General features: G+C 71.9%; 16 protein-coding genes. 5 read left to right on the top strand and 11 right to left on the bottom strand.

Going from position 1 to position 15,737, the window contains the following annotated elements; all coding sequences use genetic code 11:
- The first annotated feature begins 1 nt into the window (after position 1).
- Positions 2 to 2,311, top strand: a complete 2,310-nt coding sequence (locus tag NMK44_RS34520; protein WP_254750608.1) for an ABC transporter permease — start codon at positions 2 to 4, stop codon at positions 2,309 to 2,311.
- A gap of 184 nt (positions 2,312 to 2,495) precedes the next feature.
- On the opposite strand, the gene ygfZ is transcribed toward NMK44_RS34520, so the two are convergent.
- Genes ygfZ through NMK44_RS34505 form a run of 3 tightly spaced genes read right to left on the bottom strand, consistent with a single transcriptional unit; the run spans position 2,496 to position 4,563 of the window.
- Positions 2,496 to 3,461 (bottom strand): CAF17-like 4Fe-4S cluster assembly/insertion protein YgfZ, encoded by a 966-nt coding sequence (gene ygfZ, locus NMK44_RS34515; protein ID WP_254750606.1) that lies wholly within the window; start codon positions 3,459 to 3,461, stop codon positions 2,496 to 2,498.
- A gap of 9 nt (positions 3,462 to 3,470) precedes the next feature.
- Positions 3,471 to 3,968, bottom strand: a complete 498-nt coding sequence (locus NMK44_RS34510) for a Fur family transcriptional regulator (RefSeq protein ID WP_254750605.1) — start codon at positions 3,966 to 3,968, stop codon at positions 3,471 to 3,473.
- A 31-nt stretch (positions 3,969 to 3,999) separates the two neighbouring features.
- Positions 4,000 to 4,563 (bottom strand): heme-binding beta-barrel domain-containing protein, encoded by a 564-nt coding sequence (locus tag NMK44_RS34505; RefSeq protein ID WP_254750603.1) that lies wholly within the window; start codon positions 4,561 to 4,563, stop codon positions 4,000 to 4,002.
- A gap of 294 nt (positions 4,564 to 4,857) precedes the next feature.
- On the opposite strand from NMK44_RS34505, the gene NMK44_RS34500 reads away from it, so the two are divergent.
- Complete coding sequence (locus NMK44_RS34500; RefSeq protein WP_254750601.1) at positions 4,858 to 5,223, top strand: DsrE family protein; 366 nt, start codon at positions 4,858 to 4,860, stop codon at positions 5,221 to 5,223.
- Positions 5,224 to 5,244: 21 nt separating this feature from the next.
- On the opposite strand, the gene NMK44_RS34495 is transcribed toward NMK44_RS34500, so the two are convergent.
- The 7 genes from NMK44_RS34495 to NMK44_RS34470 all read right to left on the bottom strand — a co-directional run bounded on the left by NMK44_RS34495 (position 5,245) and on the right by NMK44_RS34470 (position 9,856).
- A complete protein-coding gene (locus tag NMK44_RS34495) occupies positions 5,245 to 5,502 on the bottom strand; it encodes a DUF3099 domain-containing protein (RefSeq protein WP_176181506.1) in 258 nt (85 codons plus the stop codon).
- A gap of 149 nt (positions 5,503 to 5,651) precedes the next feature.
- Positions 5,652 to 5,939, bottom strand: coding sequence for a DUF1416 domain-containing protein (locus tag NMK44_RS34490; RefSeq protein WP_201881375.1), 288 nt, complete (start codon positions 5,937 to 5,939; stop codon positions 5,652 to 5,654).
- Between the two features lie 32 nt (positions 5,940 to 5,971).
- Entirely contained in the window at positions 5,972 to 6,811 is an 840-nt protein-coding gene (locus NMK44_RS34485; protein WP_254750599.1) for a sulfurtransferase, read from the bottom strand.
- Positions 6,812 to 6,969: 158 nt separating this feature from the next.
- On the bottom strand, positions 6,970 to 7,050 hold the full coding sequence (locus NMK44_RS42810) for a putative leader peptide (RefSeq protein WP_362448143.1): 81 nt from the start codon (positions 7,048 to 7,050) through the stop codon (positions 6,970 to 6,972).
- Positions 7,051 to 7,302: 252 nt separating this feature from the next.
- Complete coding sequence (locus NMK44_RS34480; protein WP_254750597.1) at positions 7,303 to 7,989, bottom strand: LmeA family phospholipid-binding protein; 687 nt, start codon at positions 7,987 to 7,989, stop codon at positions 7,303 to 7,305.
- 84 nt (positions 7,990 to 8,073) lie between these two features.
- Positions 8,074 to 9,570: a hypothetical protein gene (locus tag NMK44_RS34475; protein WP_254750595.1), complete on the bottom strand. Its 1,497-nt coding sequence runs from the start codon at positions 9,568 to 9,570 to the stop codon at positions 8,074 to 8,076.
- A gap of 10 nt (positions 9,571 to 9,580) precedes the next feature.
- A complete protein-coding gene (locus NMK44_RS34470; RefSeq protein ID WP_254750593.1) occupies positions 9,581 to 9,856 on the bottom strand; it encodes a MoaD/ThiS family protein in 276 nt (91 codons plus the stop codon).
- A 120-nt stretch (positions 9,857 to 9,976) separates the two neighbouring features.
- On the opposite strand from NMK44_RS34470, the gene NMK44_RS34465 reads away from it, so the two are divergent.
- Together NMK44_RS34465 and NMK44_RS34460 are read left to right on the top strand one after the other, a co-directional pair.
- Entirely contained in the window at positions 9,977 to 11,719 is a 1,743-nt protein-coding gene (locus NMK44_RS34465) for an ABC transporter ATP-binding protein (protein ID WP_254750591.1), read from the top strand.
- Positions 11,720 to 11,792: 73 nt separating this feature from the next.
- The gene (locus NMK44_RS34460) at positions 11,793 to 13,748 is read left to right on the top strand and encodes an ABC transporter ATP-binding protein (protein ID WP_302888964.1); all 1,956 of its coding nucleotides are present in this window, start codon (positions 11,793 to 11,795) and stop codon (positions 13,746 to 13,748) included.
- Positions 13,749 to 13,782: 34 nt separating this feature from the next.
- Here NMK44_RS34460 and NMK44_RS34455 read toward each other — a convergent pair whose 3' ends face one another.
- On the bottom strand, positions 13,783 to 14,664 hold the full coding sequence (locus tag NMK44_RS34455; RefSeq protein ID WP_254750585.1) for an alpha/beta hydrolase: 882 nt from the start codon (positions 14,662 to 14,664) through the stop codon (positions 13,783 to 13,785).
- 268 nt (positions 14,665 to 14,932) lie between these two features.
- On the opposite strand from NMK44_RS34455, the gene NMK44_RS34450 reads away from it, so the two are divergent.
- Complete coding sequence (locus NMK44_RS34450; RefSeq protein WP_254750583.1) at positions 14,933 to 15,727, top strand: response regulator transcription factor; 795 nt, start codon at positions 14,933 to 14,935, stop codon at positions 15,725 to 15,727.
- Positions 15,728 to 15,737 lie beyond the last annotated feature (10 nt).

The following is a 15,737-nucleotide window of genomic DNA, read 5'->3' as shown; positions in this document are numbered from 1 at the left end:
GGTGCGGGCCACCCTGCGCTGGGCACACGCCGATCTGCGGGCACACCGCGGCGCGGCCCTGTTCACCGTGCTCGCCACCGCCGGGATCATCGTCTCGCTGCTGCTCGCCAGCGCCTTCTTCGCCTATGCCGCCAACCCCTGGCAGCGGGTGTTCACCCAGTCCTCCGGCGCCCATGTGTGGATCCACACCCGGGCCACCGCCGACGCCGGTTCACTGGCCGGTCTCGACGGGGTCGAGGCCGCGTCCGGGCCCTTCCGCACCGCTCGCGCCACCCTCGAACACGGCGGTGCCCGCGCCTCGCTGGAGCTGCGCGCCGCCGGACCCGAGGAGCCGGACACCGCCCGGCCGCTGATCACCGGTGGCCGCTGGCTCTCCTCGGACGCGCGGGACGGCATCGTGCTGGAGAGCTCGGTCGCCCACGCCCTGTGGGCCGAGCCCGGTGACGCGCTCACCGTCCGCGCCCCCGGCGGCAAGGCCCGTACGCTGCGGGTCGCGGGGGTCGCCGAGTCCGCGGAACCGCGCTACGACCCCGGTGAGACCCCCGGCGTGGGCTGGGTGCTGCCCGGCGCCCTCAGCTCCGTCGAGACCCGCCCGGACCACCTCGGCCAGGCCATCGGACTGCGGTTGCAGGATCCGACGGACACCGACTTCGCGGTGCAGCGGGTGGTCACCGAACTCGGCGCCGAGGAGGTCACCGGGGTCTCGCTGTGGCAGCGGGCCCGCGCCGAGGCGGTGGGCGACGACCGGCTGGTGGGCCAGTTGCTCGGCCTCTTCGGACTGGGCGCGCTGCTGGCCGCCGCGCTGGCGGTGGGCGGTGCGATCACCACCCGGGTCCGCGGTCATCTGCGGGACATCTCGGTGCTCAAGGCGATCGGCTTCGCCCCCGGCCAGGTGGTCCGGATGTTCCTGGTCCAGCACCTGGGCCTGGCGCTGCTCGGCGTGGTCTGCGGCGCGGTCCTCGCCGAGGTGCTGGGACCGCATCTGCCCGGCCGTATCGGCGAGGCGGTGGCGCTGTGGCAGGCGCTCCCGGAGCACCGCTGGGCCCCGTTCGCCGTCATGGGCGGCGCCCTCGTCTTCATCGCCGCGGCCACCTGCCTGGCCGCCTGGCGCGCGGGCCGGGTTCCGCCGGTGCCGGTTGCCCGCGCCGCCATCGACCCCGGACGCCGGATGTCCGGCACCACCCGGCGGGCCCTGGGCATGCGGCTGCCGCCCGCGCTGGTGCTCGGCTGGCGCGGCGCCTTCCAGCGTCCGGTGCGCGCGCTCGCGTCCGTCGGACGGCTGGCGCTGCCGCTGCTGCTGATCACGGTCGCGGTGGGCACCTGGACCACCCTGGACCGGTTCGAGAGCCACCCCGAGAAGATCGGTCTGGCCGCGCCGCTCGCCGCCCGCGGCGAGGGGCTCTCCGACGCCCGGATCCGCGCCCTCCTCAGCAAGGACCCCGAGGTCACCGCCGTCTACCCGGGTACCGAGACCGAGGCGCTCGTCCCCGGCCAGACCGGCATGATCACCCTCCAGGGGCTGGGCACCGACCGCCACCCCTACCCGTTCTCCGTCGCCGAGGGCCGTCCCGCCCACGGCGAGGACGAGGCGGTGGCCGGACAGGGACTGCTGGACCTGCTCGACGTCGAGGTCGGCGACTGGGTCCGGATGACGGTCGGCGGAAGCCCCCAGGTGCTCCATATCGTCGGGCGGAGCATAGAGCCCGAACAGGGCGGCCGGGTGATCTCCACCTCGGTCGACACCCTCCGCGAACGCGATCCGAAGCTGGAGCCGGACTTCTACCATCTGGCGCTGCGCCCCGGGGCCAGCCCCGAGGCGGTCAGCGCCTCGCTGGCGGACACCTCGCACGGCCGTCTGGAGGTGCGGGAGATCCCCAACCCGGCCGACCGGCTCTCCGCCGTGCGCGGGGTGAGCCTCGGCCTGATCGCGGTGCTCGGCCTCATCGGTCTGGCCGAGCTGTCGACGACGATCGGCGCCGCGGTGCGCGACCGCCGCCGCGATCTGCTCGCGCTGCGGGCGATCGGGCTGACCCCGCGCCAGATCGCGGCGGTGATCGTGGCCGGGACCGGCTTCACCGCACTGGCCGCGGCGGTGGCCGGGACGGTGATCGGGACATTCGCCTCCGGCTGGATGATCGACCTCCAGGGCCGCAGCAGCGGGATGGGCGCGGGAATCGCGGAGGCGCCGCCGCTGGGGGTGCTGCTGCTGATCGGTGCCGGGGCGGTGGCCGGAGCGGTGGCCGCGGCGGCCCTGCCCGCGGCCCGCGCCGCCCGCAGCCGACTGGCGGACACCGCAAGCGACGTCCTCTGACAGACGCCGGCCCCGCCGCACCTGCGGACGCGACGGCGCGAGGACCGCATCCGCGCGAGGACCGACACGCTCAGCCACGACACGCCCCTGTAGGGGCGCGGGGAACTGCGCGAGCAACCACGACGCGGCCGCAGCCAGAAGACGACCCCCACCGCGCTCGCCCCACCGCGCCACCGCGGACGCGCTACGGCTCGACGACCACTTCCTGCGCCGCCGCCGTCGTATCCGCCAACAGCTCCGCATCCACCGGAACGTTCCGCTTCACCAGCGCCAGCGCAATCGGCCCCAGTTCGTGGTGGCGGGCCGAGGTGGTGATGAAGCCGAGCTGACGCCCCTCCTCGCCGTCGGCGGCCAGACGTATCGGCGCACCGTGGCCGGGCAGCTTGACCTCGCTGCCGTCGAGGTGGAGGAAGACCAGCCGCCGCGGCGGTTTGCCGAGGTTGTGCACCCGGGCCACCGTCTCCTGGCCGCGGTAGCAGCCCTTCTGCAGGTGCACCGCGGTGCCGATCCAGCCCAGCTCGTGCGGAATGGTTCGGTGATCGGTCTCCAGCCCCAGCCGCGGCCGCCGCGCCTCCACGCGCAGCGCCTCGTACGCCAGCGCGCCGGCCGCCGGACCCGCGGCCGCCGCGAAGGACTCCAGCCGCTCCCGCGGCAGGAACAGATCACGGCCGTGGGCGGTCTCCCGGACCACGGTGTCCTCGGGGGCCTCGGTGATGCTCCCGGCCGGGAGGTGGACCACCGCGTACGCGTCGGTGCGGTCGGCGATCTCGACCCGGTAGAAGAACTTCATGCTCTCCAGGTAGGTGATCAGATCGCCCTGGCTCCCGGGCTCCACATGGGCCCAGGTGGTCTCACCGTCGTCGACGAGGTAGAGCGCATGCTCGATATGGCCGTGCGCGGAGAGGATCAGGGCTTCGGTGGCCTGGCCCGCCGGGAGTTCCTGGACGTGCTGGGTGAGCAGCAGATGCAGCCAGCTCAGCCGGTCGGAGCCGGTGACCGTGACCACCCCGCGGTGCGAGAGGTCCACGAAACCGGATCCGTCGGCGAGTGTGCGCTGCTCGCGGAACAGGTCGCCGTAGTGGGCGGCGACGCCTTCGTCGGGGCCCTCGCCGGGGACGGCGCCGGGCAGCGACAGCAAAGGGCTCTTCATGCGCTCAGCCTACGACTTGGCCACTCGGCCCTTGGCGGAGTCACCGGAGCCCGGCCCGGAGCCCGGCCCGGAGCCCGGTCCGGGGCGCTGCTTGGCGGTGCAGTCGGCGCACCGGCCGAAGATCGCGAAATGCTTCATATCGGTGTCGAAACCGAAATCGCTCCGCAGCCGCCGGGTGAACGCCTCGGCCACCGACACATCGGCCTCGATCACCTCCGTGCAGTCCCGGCAGACCATGTGGATGTGATGGTGCCGGTCGGCGAGGTGGTACGTGGGGGCGCCATGGCCCAGATGGGCATGGCTGACCAGGCCCAGCTCCTCCAGCAGCTCCAGCGTGCGGTAGACCGTGGAGATGTTGACGCCGCTCGCGGTACGGCGCACCTCGGTGAGGATGTCGTCCGGAGTGGCGTGCTCCAGGTGATCGACTGCTTCCAGCACGAGCTGACGCTGCGGGGTGAGCCGGTAGCCGCGCTCCCGCAGATCGGTCTTCCAGTCGGTGGTCGCCACGAGCCCAGTGTAGGCGGGGCCCGGTGGAGGCTCAGCGGAAGAAGGCGATCCCGTCGTCGGGCAGGTCCTTGAGGTCCTTGGCCCACTCGCGCGGGTCGACGACCTTCTTCAGGTGCGCCGACATGTACGGCCGCAGCTCGACCTCGGGGGTGGCCTTCTCGCCCACCCACATCAGATCGCTGTTGACGTAGCCGTAGAGCCGCTTGCCGCCCGCGTAGGGCCCGGCGGCGGCGGTGCGCGCCACGGCGTCGGTGGCCAGGTCGATCTGCGGCTTGCCGTCGGCCAGCTCGCCGTACCAGACCTCGACGATGCCCTGGTCACGGCACATCACGACCTCGACCTTGCGGTCCTTGTCGATCCGCCAGTAGCCGGACTCGGACTCCAGCGGACGGACCTTCTTGCCCTCGGAGTCCAGCACCCAGGTGTGCGAGACGTACTCGATGAAGTCGCGCCCGTCGTGGGTGAAGGTCGCCTCCTGGCCGAAGTTGCACTTCTCGGCGCCCGGGAAGTCCGAGACACCGGCGCCTTCCCAGTTGCCCAGGAGGAAGACGAGCGGCACCAGGTCGGGGTGGAGGTCGGACGGAATCTCGATCATGGGCTCAGGCGATCTTTCGAGGGCGGTCGGTGACGGTGGTGCGGAGAGCGCGGATCAGCGCTGGCCCTGGAACAGCTTCTTCCAGGTGAGTGCGCAGAAGCCAAGGGTGGCGACGGCGACCAGGATCATCAGCGTGGTGAAGACTGCCTCAAGCACGGGCGCGCTCCTCGAACGGCGTGTGTCCCCCGGCTCCGCGGGCGGCGGAGGGACGGCGGAACGGATGACGGACCGGTGCCGAGTCTAGTCGGCGGTCCGGCGGCGGGCGTCGCGAGGCCCCGAGCCTAGGCTTGCCGTATGGCGAAGAAGCTGGTGATCAAGGTGACGGCGGGCGCGGACGCGCCCGAGCGGTGCTCCCAGGCGTTCACGGTGGCGGCGGTGGCCGTGGCGAGCGGGGTGGAGGTCTCGCTGTGGCTGACCGGTGAGTCCGCGTGGTTCGCGCTGCCGGGGCGGGCGGCGGAGTTCGAGCTGCCGCACGCGGCGCCGCTGCCGGAGCTGATCGAGGGGGTCCTCGCGGGCGGCGGCACCCTCACGGTGTGCACGCAGTGCGCGGCCCGCCGGGACATCGAGGAGAAGGACCTGATCGAGGGGGCGCGGATCGCGGGCTCCCAGGTCTTCGTGAGCGAGATCATGCCCGACGGAGTGCAGGCGCTCGTCTACTGAGCCGGTCAGCCGGTCAGCCGGTCAGTGGCGGTGGTTGTGCTCGTCCAGCTCCCGCCACCACCGGTCGGACTCCTCGTCCCCCGACTCGTCCCACCAGCGGTCGTCGGGTCCCCGGCGGTTGGCGACGATGGCCGCGAACGGGGGGATCACCATGGCGACGATGCACATCACGACGGCCGCCGGAACCGACCACAGGCGCACGAAGGCCCACGCCGAGATGAAGAGCGTCAGACACGCGCCCATCAGGAAGAAATATGCGTGGCGGCGTCGCGCGTACATGGTTCCAGGATACGTCCGGGGGTGCGGCGGGGGCAGCTCCTGGACCGCGCCCGCGGGCCCGGCTCGACGGACGGGAGGGCCGTACCCCGCCGAGGCGTCCAACCCCGGGGTACGGCCCTCCCGCCGTGCGTATGACGCGCGGTGTGGCGTCAGACGGTGATGGCGACCTCCGCCAGACCGCCCTTCTGGGCGACGACCGTGCGGTCCGCGGTGGCGCCGGGGACCAGGGCGCGCAGCGTCCAGGTGCCCTCGGCGGCGTAGAAGCGGAACTGTCCGGTCGCGGAGGTGGGGACCTCGGCGGTGAACTCGCCGGTGCTGTCCAGGAGGCGGACGTAGCCGGTCACCGGCTCGCCGTCCCGGGTCACCGACCCCTGGATCGTGGTCTCACCGGGCTTGATCGTCGAGGCGTCGGGACCGCCGGCCTGGGCTCCACACATGGATGTCTGTCCTTACGTCGGGGGTGAGGGGGTCAGCTGTTGGCGCCGAGCTCGATCGGCACGCCGACGAGGGAGCCGTACTCGGTCCAGGAACCGTCGTAGTTCTTGACGTTGGACTGGCCGAGCAGCTCGTGCAGGACGAACCAGGTGTGGGCGGAGCGCTCGCCGATGCGGCAGTAGGCGATGGTGTCCTTGGACAGGTCCACGCCCTCGCCCTCGTAGAGCTCCTTGAGCTCCGCGTCGGACTTGAAGGTGCCGTCGTCGTTGGCCGACTTCGACCACGGGATGTTGCGCGCGCTCGGGACGTGGCCCGGACGCTGCGACTGCTCCTGCGGGAGGTGGGCCGGGGCGAGCAGCTTGCCGGAGAACTCGTCGGGGGAGCGGACGTCCACCAGGTTGAGCGAGCCGATGGCGGCCACGACGTCATCGCGGAACGCGCGGATCGAGGCGTCCTGCGGCTTGGCCTTGTACTGGGTGGCCGGGCGGTCCGGGACCTCGGCGACCAGGTCGCGGGAGTCCAGCTCCCACTTCTTGCGGCCGCCGTCGAGCAGCTTCACGTCCTGGTGGCCGTAGAGCTTGAAGTACCAGTAGGCGTAGGACGCGAACCAGTTGTTGTTGCCGCCGTAGAGGACGACCGTGTCGTCGTTGGCGATGCCCTTCTCCGACAGCAGCTTCTCGAAACCGGCCTGGTCGACGAAGTCACGGCGCACCGGGTCCTGGAGGTCCTGCTTCCAGTCGATCCGGATGGCGTTCGTGATGTGGTTCTTGTCGTAGGCCGAGGTGTCCTCGTCGACCTCGACGATGACCGTCTTGGGGTCATCGATGCGGGCCTGTACCCAGTCGGCGTCCACCAGGACGTCACTGCGGCTCATGTGTCTCTCCTCCGGGGCAGTTGCGGCGGTGGTCATACGCTCGGACGGCCCGAGGCGGGCTCGGTTGCGAGCGTACGAGCGGAGTGCGGGAAGATCCGGCTGACGGGCCGAGGAGGGGCGGGCCGGGGGCATCTCGTCGGCGGCCACGCGTCCTCGTCTCAGACGGCGTGACAGAGCATGGCGGCGACGCGGCACAGGTCGACTGCCCGCCGCTTCGTGAGATCCGCCTGTCGCTTCATGCGTCCGATCGTAGGGACGGACCGGTGGGCGTGTCACCGGCGTGTCGGATGGTGAGACGTGATTGTCCACTATTCGGGACGGGGGCGGAGGAGTGCCTCGTGGGGGCGGTCGCGGAGCCGCGCGGCGACCCCGCGCACCCGCTGCCGCGGACGAGGCGTCTCACTGCATGGGACCACCTGGTCCGCGGGCGGCCCCGGCCGGGGGTGCCGGGGTGGCCCGTGGGGTGGCCGGTGGCGCTTCGTCCGCCGGACTCAGCCCGCCAGTTCGACGTTCTGCCCCGTGACCGAGATGTCCATGCCGTCCTTGTCGGTCTTCACCGTGTCCAGCCGCATCCCCTTCGGCAGCCCTTCCACCTGGCGCTCCATATCGGTGCGCTGCCGGACCTTCTCCTCCCAGCCCGGGACGGAGCCTCCGGGGACGGACTCGGCGTGCAGCTTGATGGTGTCGCCGTCGACCACGGTGATGGTGGAGCGCGCGGTGAGGGAGAAGCCCATCAGACTGCCGGTGATCTTGACCCGGTTGGTACCGGACGGGTCGTAGGCGACCGTGATTCCCGGACCCGCCGCGCGCGAGAGGTCCGCGTAGCTGATGTGGGCCGTACCGGTGGCGCGGTCGGCGGTGGCGGACGAGAAGTCGCCCGAGATGCCCACCGTGTGGAGCTGGGCGTCGAGTTCGGAGACCCGCACGCTGCGGCCGTTGCCCGCGTCCGTGGTCAGCCCCTCCATGCTGATGTCGACCTCGTCCAGCTCCTTGCCCGCGACCTGGGTGAGGAACGGGAAGCCCTTGATCGAGACATCGGGGGTGCCGGTCAGCCCCTGCGAGGTCTTGATCTTGTCCGCGGCCTTGGACTCGGCGATGCTCACCGCGATGCGGTCCGCGGCGACGAAGAGAACGCCGAGTATCACGGCGACGATCAGTGTGATGCGTAGTGCGCGCATGTGCGGTGGGTCCCCCCGGCTCTCGGTCAGGCGCTCGCCTGAGGTTGTGAGCCTAACCGGAGCGATGAGCCAGGGGGCCGGGGATCAGATCAGTGCGCGGCCGATCACATAGACGACGGGAGCGGCGGCGGCCAGCGGCAGCGCCACCCCGGCGGTCATATGGACAAAACGGGACGGGTAGTCGTAGCTCGCCACCCGGTGGCCGATCAGCGCGCACGCCCCGGCCGCCAGCCCCAGCAGCGCGGCGTCCGTGGTGCCGGTGCCGGTGAGCTGTCCGGCCCCGGCGCCCGCGCCCGCGGCGGCGAGCAGCGCCACCACCACGGAGGCGGCGATCGGCAGCGGCACCGCGCGGACCAGCACGGCCCCCGCCACTCCGGCCGCGCCGATCACCACGGCGTCGGTGGATTCGGCGGCCGTGGCCAGATACCCGGCCGCGATCACGGCGAGGGCGGTGGAGGCCACGGTGGCGGTCAGCCCGTAGAGCCGCTCGTCCGGTGAACTGTGGCTGCGCAGCTGGAGTACGAGCACCAGCAGCAGCCAGACCCCGAGCGTGCCGATGACCACGGTCGGGGCGTGTGTCCGCTCGGTGGCGAGCAGCCCGGCGGTCGCGGCCAGCCCGCCCGCGAAGGCGAGCGCGATGCCCTGCCGGGCGGGCCACATCCCGTTCAGCCGGAACCAGCCCGCCGCCGTGACCGCCTGGAGCAGCGCCACCACGACGGCGACCGCGGGACGGCCCAGCGGGGCGGCCCCCGCGAGGGCGGCGGCGATGACGGAGGTCAGGGCGGCCGGGACCAGTCCGGGGTGGAGGATCTGCGGACGGCCCTCGGCACGGGCCTTCTCGGCGGCGGTGAGCGGCCGGGACGTCTCCTCGGGCGCGGCGGGCGCCGTGGCGGAGGGGTGCTCCGGCCCGGCGGGGTCCGCCATGGCCGTCGGGGCGGCGGTGACGGGCGCGGGTCCCTGGGGGCCGTGCGCCGCGAACGCGGCGGCGGGCTGCGGCTGGTGTTGCTGGTCCCAGCCGGGGGAGTACGGCTGCTGCGGGTGGCCTTGCTGCTGCGGGGGGCTCTGCGGCTGCTGGTGGCCTTGCGGCGCGTGGCCCTGCGACTGCGCGTGTCCCTGCTGCTGGTGGCCCTGCGGCGCGGCGGCGTACGGGTTCTGAGCCGGGTACGCCTGCGCGTACGGGTCGGGCTGGCCGTACGCCTGCTGCGGGGCGTACCCCGGGTGCGGGGCGTGCTGGGCCTGTCGGCCCGGGGCGGGCTGGGTGTACTGGCCGGGGTGCCCCGGGTGCTGCCCGCCGTACTCCTGACCCTGCTGCGGCTGGTGCGCGGCCTGGCCGTGGCCCTGCTGGGGGTGCTGGTCCGGTGTGCCGTAGCCCGGGTGCGGGGCGTGGCCGCCGTACTCCTGACCCTGCTGCGGCTGCTGTCCCGCCTGGCCGTAGCCCTGGTCGTACCCGCCCTGGTCCCAGCTCCCGTACGGGTCGGCGGGCGGCTGCTGTCCCCCGTACGGCGTCTCCGGGGACCCGTACGGACCATGCGGCTCGTACGGGTTCTGCGGATGCTGCGGGTCGTGCGGCTGGTTGCTCATGACCTCGGGGTCACCCTCCTGCGAACGGCGGGAGCACCTCGACCGTGCCGCCCTCGGCCAGTTGGATCGTCGTGTGGTCGCGGGTGCCGACGGGCGTGCCGTCGACCAGGAACGAACAGCGCATCAGCACCCGCGCGAACTCCGGATGCCCGGTGTGCCGCCGCCGGGCCGCGTCGAGCGCCTCGGCCAGCGTCGCCGCCGCGTACGGCTCCTCCTGCGTACCGGCCGCGGCGCGGGCCGCGGCCCAGTACCGGATGGTGCCGGCGGGCGCGTTCTTCATCGCCATCGCGATCCCTTCCCGTCTACTGCCGCCTCCATGATGACGGGTGCGGGCAGCGGTCCGGACCACCGGCGGTCCGAGGGAAATGAGAGGCCCGCTGTCGGTGTCCTCGCTTACTGTTTCGGTGTGCTGGTCCGACTCATACGGGGGTATCTCAGGCCCCACGCCCGAACGATCGCGCTGATCGTGCTGTTGCAGCTGGTGCAGACGCTGGCCACGCTCTATCTGCCCTCGCTCAACGCCGACATCATCGACGGCGGCGTGGTGGAGGGGGACACCGGTTACATCCTGCGTATCGGCGGTTTCATGATCGCCGTCACGCTGGCGCAGATCGTGTGCGCCATCGGCGCCGTCTACTTCAGCGCCCGCACCGCCATGGCGCTCGGCCGGGACGTCCGGGCCGCGGTCTTCGACCGGGTGCAGTCCTTCTCCTCCCGGGAAATGGGCCATTTCGGGGCGCCCTCACTGATCACCCGCACCACCAATGACGTCCAGCAGGTGCAGATGCTGTGCCTGATGGGCTTCACGCTGATGGTCTCGGCGCCGATCATGTGCGTCGGCGGAGTGATCATGGCTCTCAACCAGGACGTCCCGCTCTCCGGACTGCTGCTGCTGATCGTCCCGGTGCTCGGTGTCATCGTCACCCTGATCGTCCGCCGGATGCGCCCGCTGTTCCGCGGCGTCCAGGAGCGCATCGACACCGTCAACCGGGTGCTGCGCGAGCAGATCACCGGGATCCGGGTCATCCGCGCCTTCGTCCGGGACGGCCATGAGCGCGACCGCTTCACCGGGGCCAACGGCGAGCTGATGGACGTCTCGCTGCGCGCCGGGCGGCTGATGGCGCTGATGTTCCCCGCGGTGATGCTGGTGGTGAATGTCTCCAGCGTCGCCGTGGTCTGGTTCGGCGGACACCGGATCGACAGTGGCGGTATGCAGATCGGCGCGCTGACCGCGTTCATCAGCTATCTGATGCAGATCCTGATGGCCGTCATGATGGCCACCTTCATGTTCATGATGGTGCCGCGTGCCGAGGTCTGCGCCGAGCGCGTCCAGGAGGTGCTGGACACCCGGACCAGTGTGGTTCCGCCGCTGGTGCCCGTCCCGCCCGCGCCCACCGGCGGTGGACGGGGTCTGCTGGAGCTGCGTGGTGTGGAGTTCCGCTATCCCGGCGCCGAGGAGCCCGTGCTGCGCGAGATCTCGCTGATCGCCCGGCCCGGCCGGACCACCGCCGTGATCGGCTCGACCGGCAGTGGCAAGTCCACCCTGCTGGGGCTGGTGCCCCGGCTGTTCGACGCCACCGACGGCAGCGTCCATATCGACGGAGTGGACGTCCGCGATCTCGACACCGAGATCATGTCGCAGTCCATCGGGCTCGTACCGCAGAAGCCGTACCTCTTCTCCGGCACCGTCGGCTCCAACCTGCGCTACGGCAAACCGGACGCCACCGACGAGGAGCTGTGGCAGGCCCTGGAGACCGCCCAGGCGCGGGATTTCGTGGAAGCCATGGAGGGCGGGCTCGAGGCCCCGATCGCCCAGGGCGGCTCCAATGTCTCCGGCGGCCAGCGGCAGCGGCTGGCCATCGCCCGCGCCCTGGTCCGCAGACCCTCGGTCTACCTCTTCGACGACTCCTTCTCGGCGCTCGACTACGCCACCGACGCCCGGCTGCGGGCGGCGCTGACGGACCAGACGCGGGACGCCACCGTCGTCATCGTCGCCCAGCGGGTCTCCACCATCCGCGGCGCCGACCAGATCGTCGTCCTCGACGCGGGGCGGGTCGTGGGCACCGGTACCCACACCGAGCTGATGGCGGACAACGAGACCTACCGCGAGATCGTGCTCTCCCAGCTCACCGAGCAGGAAGCCGCATGAGCGGCCCGCCGCCCGGCCTGCGCCGCCGCCCCTGCCGCCCGTCGTTCCCGTCCGCGCCCCCGAAGGACCGCCCATGAGTACCCCGGCGCCCCGCAGGGGCCCGGCTCCCGCCGCCGGGCCCGCCCGCTTCATGGGCGGCCAGCCCACCGAGCGGTCCATGGACTTCCGCGGCTCCGGCCGCCGGCTGCTGGGCAGACTGCGCCCCGAGCGCGGCATCGTGCTGGTCGTGCTGGCCCTGTGCGCGGTCAGCGTCGCGCTGTCGGTGCTGGGTCCGCTGATTCTCGGCAGGGCGACCGACCTGATCTTCGCGGGGATCATCGGGCGTGAGCTGCCGGACGGCGTCACCAAGGAGCAGGCCGTCGAGCGGCTGCACCGGGACGGCGAGGACACGCTGGCCGACATGGTCGCCTCCATGGACGTCCACCCCGGCCAGGGCATCGACTTCGGCGCGGTCGGCGATGTGCTGCTGTGGGTGCTGGCGATCTACGTCTTCGCCTCGCTGCTGGGCCTGGTCCAGGCGCGGGTGGCCACGGTGGTGGTCCAGCGGGTGGTCTTCCGGCTGCGTGAGGACGTCGAACACAAGCTGGCGCGGCTGCCGTTGGCGTACTTCGACCGCCAGCCGCGCGGTGAGGTGCTCTCCCGCGCCACCAACGACATCGACAACATCCAGCAGACGTTCCAGCAGACCCTGAGCCAGATCATGGCCTCGCTGCTGACGATCATCGGGGTGCTGGCGATGATGTTCTGGATCTCGCCGCTGCTGGCACTGGTCGCGCTGGTGACCGTCCCGGTGTCGGTGGTGGTCGCCACCAAGATCGGCAAGCGGGCGCAGCCGCAGTTCGTCAGCCAGTGGAAGACCACGGGCACGCTCAACGCCCATATCGAGGAGATGTACACCGGCCACTCGCTGGTGAAGGTCTTCGGGCGGGAGAAGGAGTCCGCGGAGCTGTTCCGCGAGCAGAACGAGAAGCTGTACGAGGCGGGCTTCCGGGCCCAGTTCATCTCCGGGCTGATCCAGCCCGCGATGATGTTCATCGGCAACCTCAACTACGTACTGGTCGCGGTCGTCGGCGGGCTGCGGGTGGCCAGTGGCGCGCTGTCCATCGGTGATGTGCAGGCGTTCGTGCAGTACTCCCGGCAGTTCAGCCAGCCGCTGACCCAGGTCGCCTCGATGGCCAATCTGGTGCAGTCCGGGGTGGCGTCGGCCGAGCGGGTCTTCGAGCTGCTGGACGCCGAGGAGCAGAGCCCGGACCCCGAGGGCGCGCAGCGGCCGGGGACCGTGCGCGGCCAGGTGGAGTTCGAGGAGGTCTCCTTCCGCTACCAGCCGGAGAGGCCGCTGATCGACGGCCTCACGCTCTCGGTGCGGCCCGGCCAGACCGTGGCCATCGTCGGGCCGACCGGCGCCGGGAAGACCACCCTGGTCAATCTGCTGATGCGGTTCTACGAGGTCAGCGGTGGACGGATCACCCTGGACGGGGCGGATATCGCCGCGATGTCACGGGAGGATCTGCGCTCCCACATCGGCATGGTGCTCCAGGACACCTGGCTGTTCGGCGGCACCATCGCGGAGAACATCGCGTACGGCGCGGAGGGCGCGAGCTTCGAGCGGATCGTGGCGGCCGCGAAGGCCACCTACGTCGACCGCTTCGTACGGACCCTGCCCGACGGCTACGACACGGTGATCGACGAGGAGGGCTCCAACGTCAGCGTCGGTGAGAAGCAGCTCATCACCATCGCCCGCGCGTTCCTCTCCGAGCCGTCGATCCTGGTGCTGGACGAGGCGACCAGTTCGGTGGACACCCGCACCGAGGTGCTGATCCAGCGGGCGATGGCCTCACTGCGGACCGGCCGGACCAGCTTTGTGATCGCGCACCGGCTGTCCACCATCCGCGACGCCGACGTGATCCTGGTGATGGAGAACGGGCGGATCGTGGAACAGGGCACGCATGACGCGCTGCTGGCCGCGGAGGGTGCGTACGCCCGGCTGTACACGGCGCAGTTCGCGGAGGCGGCGGTCGAGGCGGAGTAGGGACGGTCCCGGGACCGCTGGGAGCCGGTGCCGGTCAGGCGCGGGCCAGCGCCCAGTCCGCCACCCGCTCCAGCAGGGCGTCCGGCGCCGCCGTCTCGGCGTGGCCGAAGCCCGGCTCGATCCACAGCTCTGTGGACGACGGATCGGCCGCGCCCGCCAGCATCCGTGGATGGTCCAGCGGGAAGTACGGGTCCCGGTCGCCGTGCACCAGCAGCAGCGGGGTCGGTGCGATCAGCGGTACCGCGGCCACCGGCGGCAGCGGTTCGGGGTCCCAGCCACGGCCGTCGATCCGGGTGCCCAGCCCGTAGCGGGAGACCAGCCGTCCGGCCGGGCGGGTGATCGCCCAGTGCACCCGGCGCATCGGAGCGGTTCCCCGGTAGTACCAGCGGGCGGGGGCGCTCACGGAGATCACAGCATCGGCGCGCGCGCCCATGCGCCCCCCGTGCTCCTCGCTCACGGTTCCCTCGGACGGCTGATTTTCGATGTCCGCTCCCTGGAGCGCGGCCTGCCGGAGCACCACCGAGCCGCCCATCGAGAAACCGACCGTGGCGACCCGCCGATGGCCGAGCCGCCGGGCCCAGCGCACCGCCTCGGCCAGGTCCAGTACCTCCCGGTCGCCCACCGTGGACCGTCCGCCGGACCGTCCATGCCCCCGGAAGGAGAACGTGATCACGGCCGTGTGCTGGGCGAACGCCCGCGCCACCCGCCGCAGTGCCGGGCGCTCCAGCGCACCGGTGAACCCATGCGCGACGACCAGCGCGAGGCCGTCCCCGTCCGCCGCGGCGGACGGCGGGGGCGGCTCGTAACGGGCCTCGATCGGCACCCCGTCGGCCGTCAGCAGGGTGGCCCTGTGGTCGCGCGCAGTGACCGACGGCACGGAACGGCGAGCAGATCGAGCCTCTCCTCCGGGTGTCATGTGGGTTATTCTGCTGTGAAGAGGATCCGGGCAGCGTTGCCCCCGGGTCCTTTTGTGCTTTCAGGGGCACGGTGTGCGCATGAGCGGGCACAAGCCTTCGAGGGCGCGGACCGCAGAGACGGAAGAAGTAGCCGGAGAAGTAGCCGCAGACTCCCCCAGGCGCTGCCTGGGAGGTGCCCCCTCTCGCAAGGGACCGAGGAGGAACCGAGGTAATGGGCGAGCGAAGCGTGCTCAATGTCAGGACCACGACCGAGGCGGGTGGTGGACGATGAGTTCCCTCCTGCTGCTGACCAACGCACTCCAGCCCTCGACGGAGGTGCTCCCCGCCCTCGGCCTGCTGCTGCACAACGTGCGGGTCGCCCCGGCGGAGGGCCCGGCCCTGGTGGACACCCCGGGCGCCGACGTCATCCTGATCGACGGCCGCCGCGATCTGCCGCAGGTGCGCAGCCTGTGCCAGCTCCTGCGGTCCACCGGCCCCGGCTGCCCGCTGGTCCTGGTGGTGACCGAGGGCGGCCTCGCCGCCGTCACCGCGGACTGGGGCATCGACGACGTCCTGCTGGACACCGCGGGTCCGGCCGAGGTGGAGGCCCGGCTGCGGCTGGCCATGGGCCGCCAGCAGATCACCACCGACGACAGCCCCATGGAGATCCGCAACGGTGATCTCTCGGTCGACGAGGCCACCTACAGCGCCAAGCTCAAGGGGCGTGTGCTCGATCTCACATTCAAGGAGTTCGAGCTGCTGAAGTACCTGGCCCAGCACCCCGGCCGCGTCTTCACCCGCGCCCAGCTCCTCCAGGAGGTCTGGGGCTACGACTACTTCGGCGGCACCCGTACCGTCGACGTCCACGTCCGGCGGCTGCGGGCCAAGCTGGGTCCGGAGCACGAGTCCCTCATCGGGACCGTCCGGAACGTCGGTTACCGGTTCGTCGTGCCCGAGAAGGTCGAGCGTGCCGCCGAGGAGGCCAGGGCCAAGGCGTCGGCGCCGAAGTCCACCCGCGAGGCCCCCGGGGGCGGTGCGCGGACCGCGGCCGAAGCGGCCGGGGCACGACCGGCCAATACCTAGCTGGACCCGC

The sequence above is a fragment of the Streptomyces cucumeris genome, from assembly GCF_024295805.1.
Taxonomy (GTDB): domain Bacteria; phylum Actinomycetota; class Actinomycetes; order Streptomycetales; family Streptomycetaceae; genus Streptomyces; species Streptomyces cucumeris.
The sequence above is the reverse complement of the archived record's forward strand: the minus strand, read 5'-3'. Positions and strand labels throughout refer to the sequence as shown.

Coding starts and splice junctions, on each gene's coding strand:
- NMK44_RS42810 (WP_362448143.1), bottom strand. CDS start 7,050: ATGAAGCGACAGGCGGATCTCACGAAGCGGCGGGCAGTCGACCTGTGC.
- NMK44_RS34480 (WP_254750597.1), bottom strand. CDS start 7,989: ATGCGCGCACTACGCATCACACTGATCGTCGCCGTGATACTCGGCGTT.
- NMK44_RS34460 (WP_302888964.1), top strand. CDS start 11,793: ATGAGTACCCCGGCGCCCCGCAGGGGCCCGGCTCCCGCCGCCGGGCCC.
- NMK44_RS34455 (WP_254750585.1), bottom strand. CDS start 14,664: ATGACACCCGGAGGAGAGGCTCGATCTGCTCGCCGTTCCGTGCCGTCG.
- NMK44_RS34450 (WP_254750583.1), top strand. CDS start 14,933: ATGAGTTCCCTCCTGCTGCTGACCAACGCACTCCAGCCCTCGACGGAG.
- NMK44_RS34500 (WP_254750601.1), top strand. CDS start 4,858: ATGGCGAAGAAGCTGGTGATCAAGGTGACGGCGGGCGCGGACGCGCCC.
- ygfZ (WP_254750606.1), bottom strand. CDS start 3,461: ATGAAGAGCCCTTTGCTGTCGCTGCCCGGCGCCGTCCCCGGCGAGGGC.
- NMK44_RS34475 (WP_254750595.1), bottom strand. CDS start 9,570: ATGAGCAACCAGCCGCACGACCCGCAGCATCCGCAGAACCCGTACGAG.
- NMK44_RS34470 (WP_254750593.1), bottom strand. CDS start 9,856: ATGGCGATGAAGAACGCGCCCGCCGGCACCATCCGGTACTGGGCCGCG.
- NMK44_RS34495 (WP_176181506.1), bottom strand. CDS start 5,502: ATGTACGCGCGACGCCGCCACGCATATTTCTTCCTGATGGGCGCGTGT.
- NMK44_RS34505 (WP_254750603.1), bottom strand. CDS start 4,563: ATGATCGAGATTCCGTCCGACCTCCACCCCGACCTGGTGCCGCTCGTC.
- NMK44_RS34490 (WP_201881375.1), bottom strand. CDS start 5,939: ATGTGTGGAGCCCAGGCCGGCGGTCCCGACGCCTCGACGATCAAGCCC.
- NMK44_RS34485 (WP_254750599.1), bottom strand. CDS start 6,811: ATGAGCCGCAGTGACGTCCTGGTGGACGCCGACTGGGTACAGGCCCGC.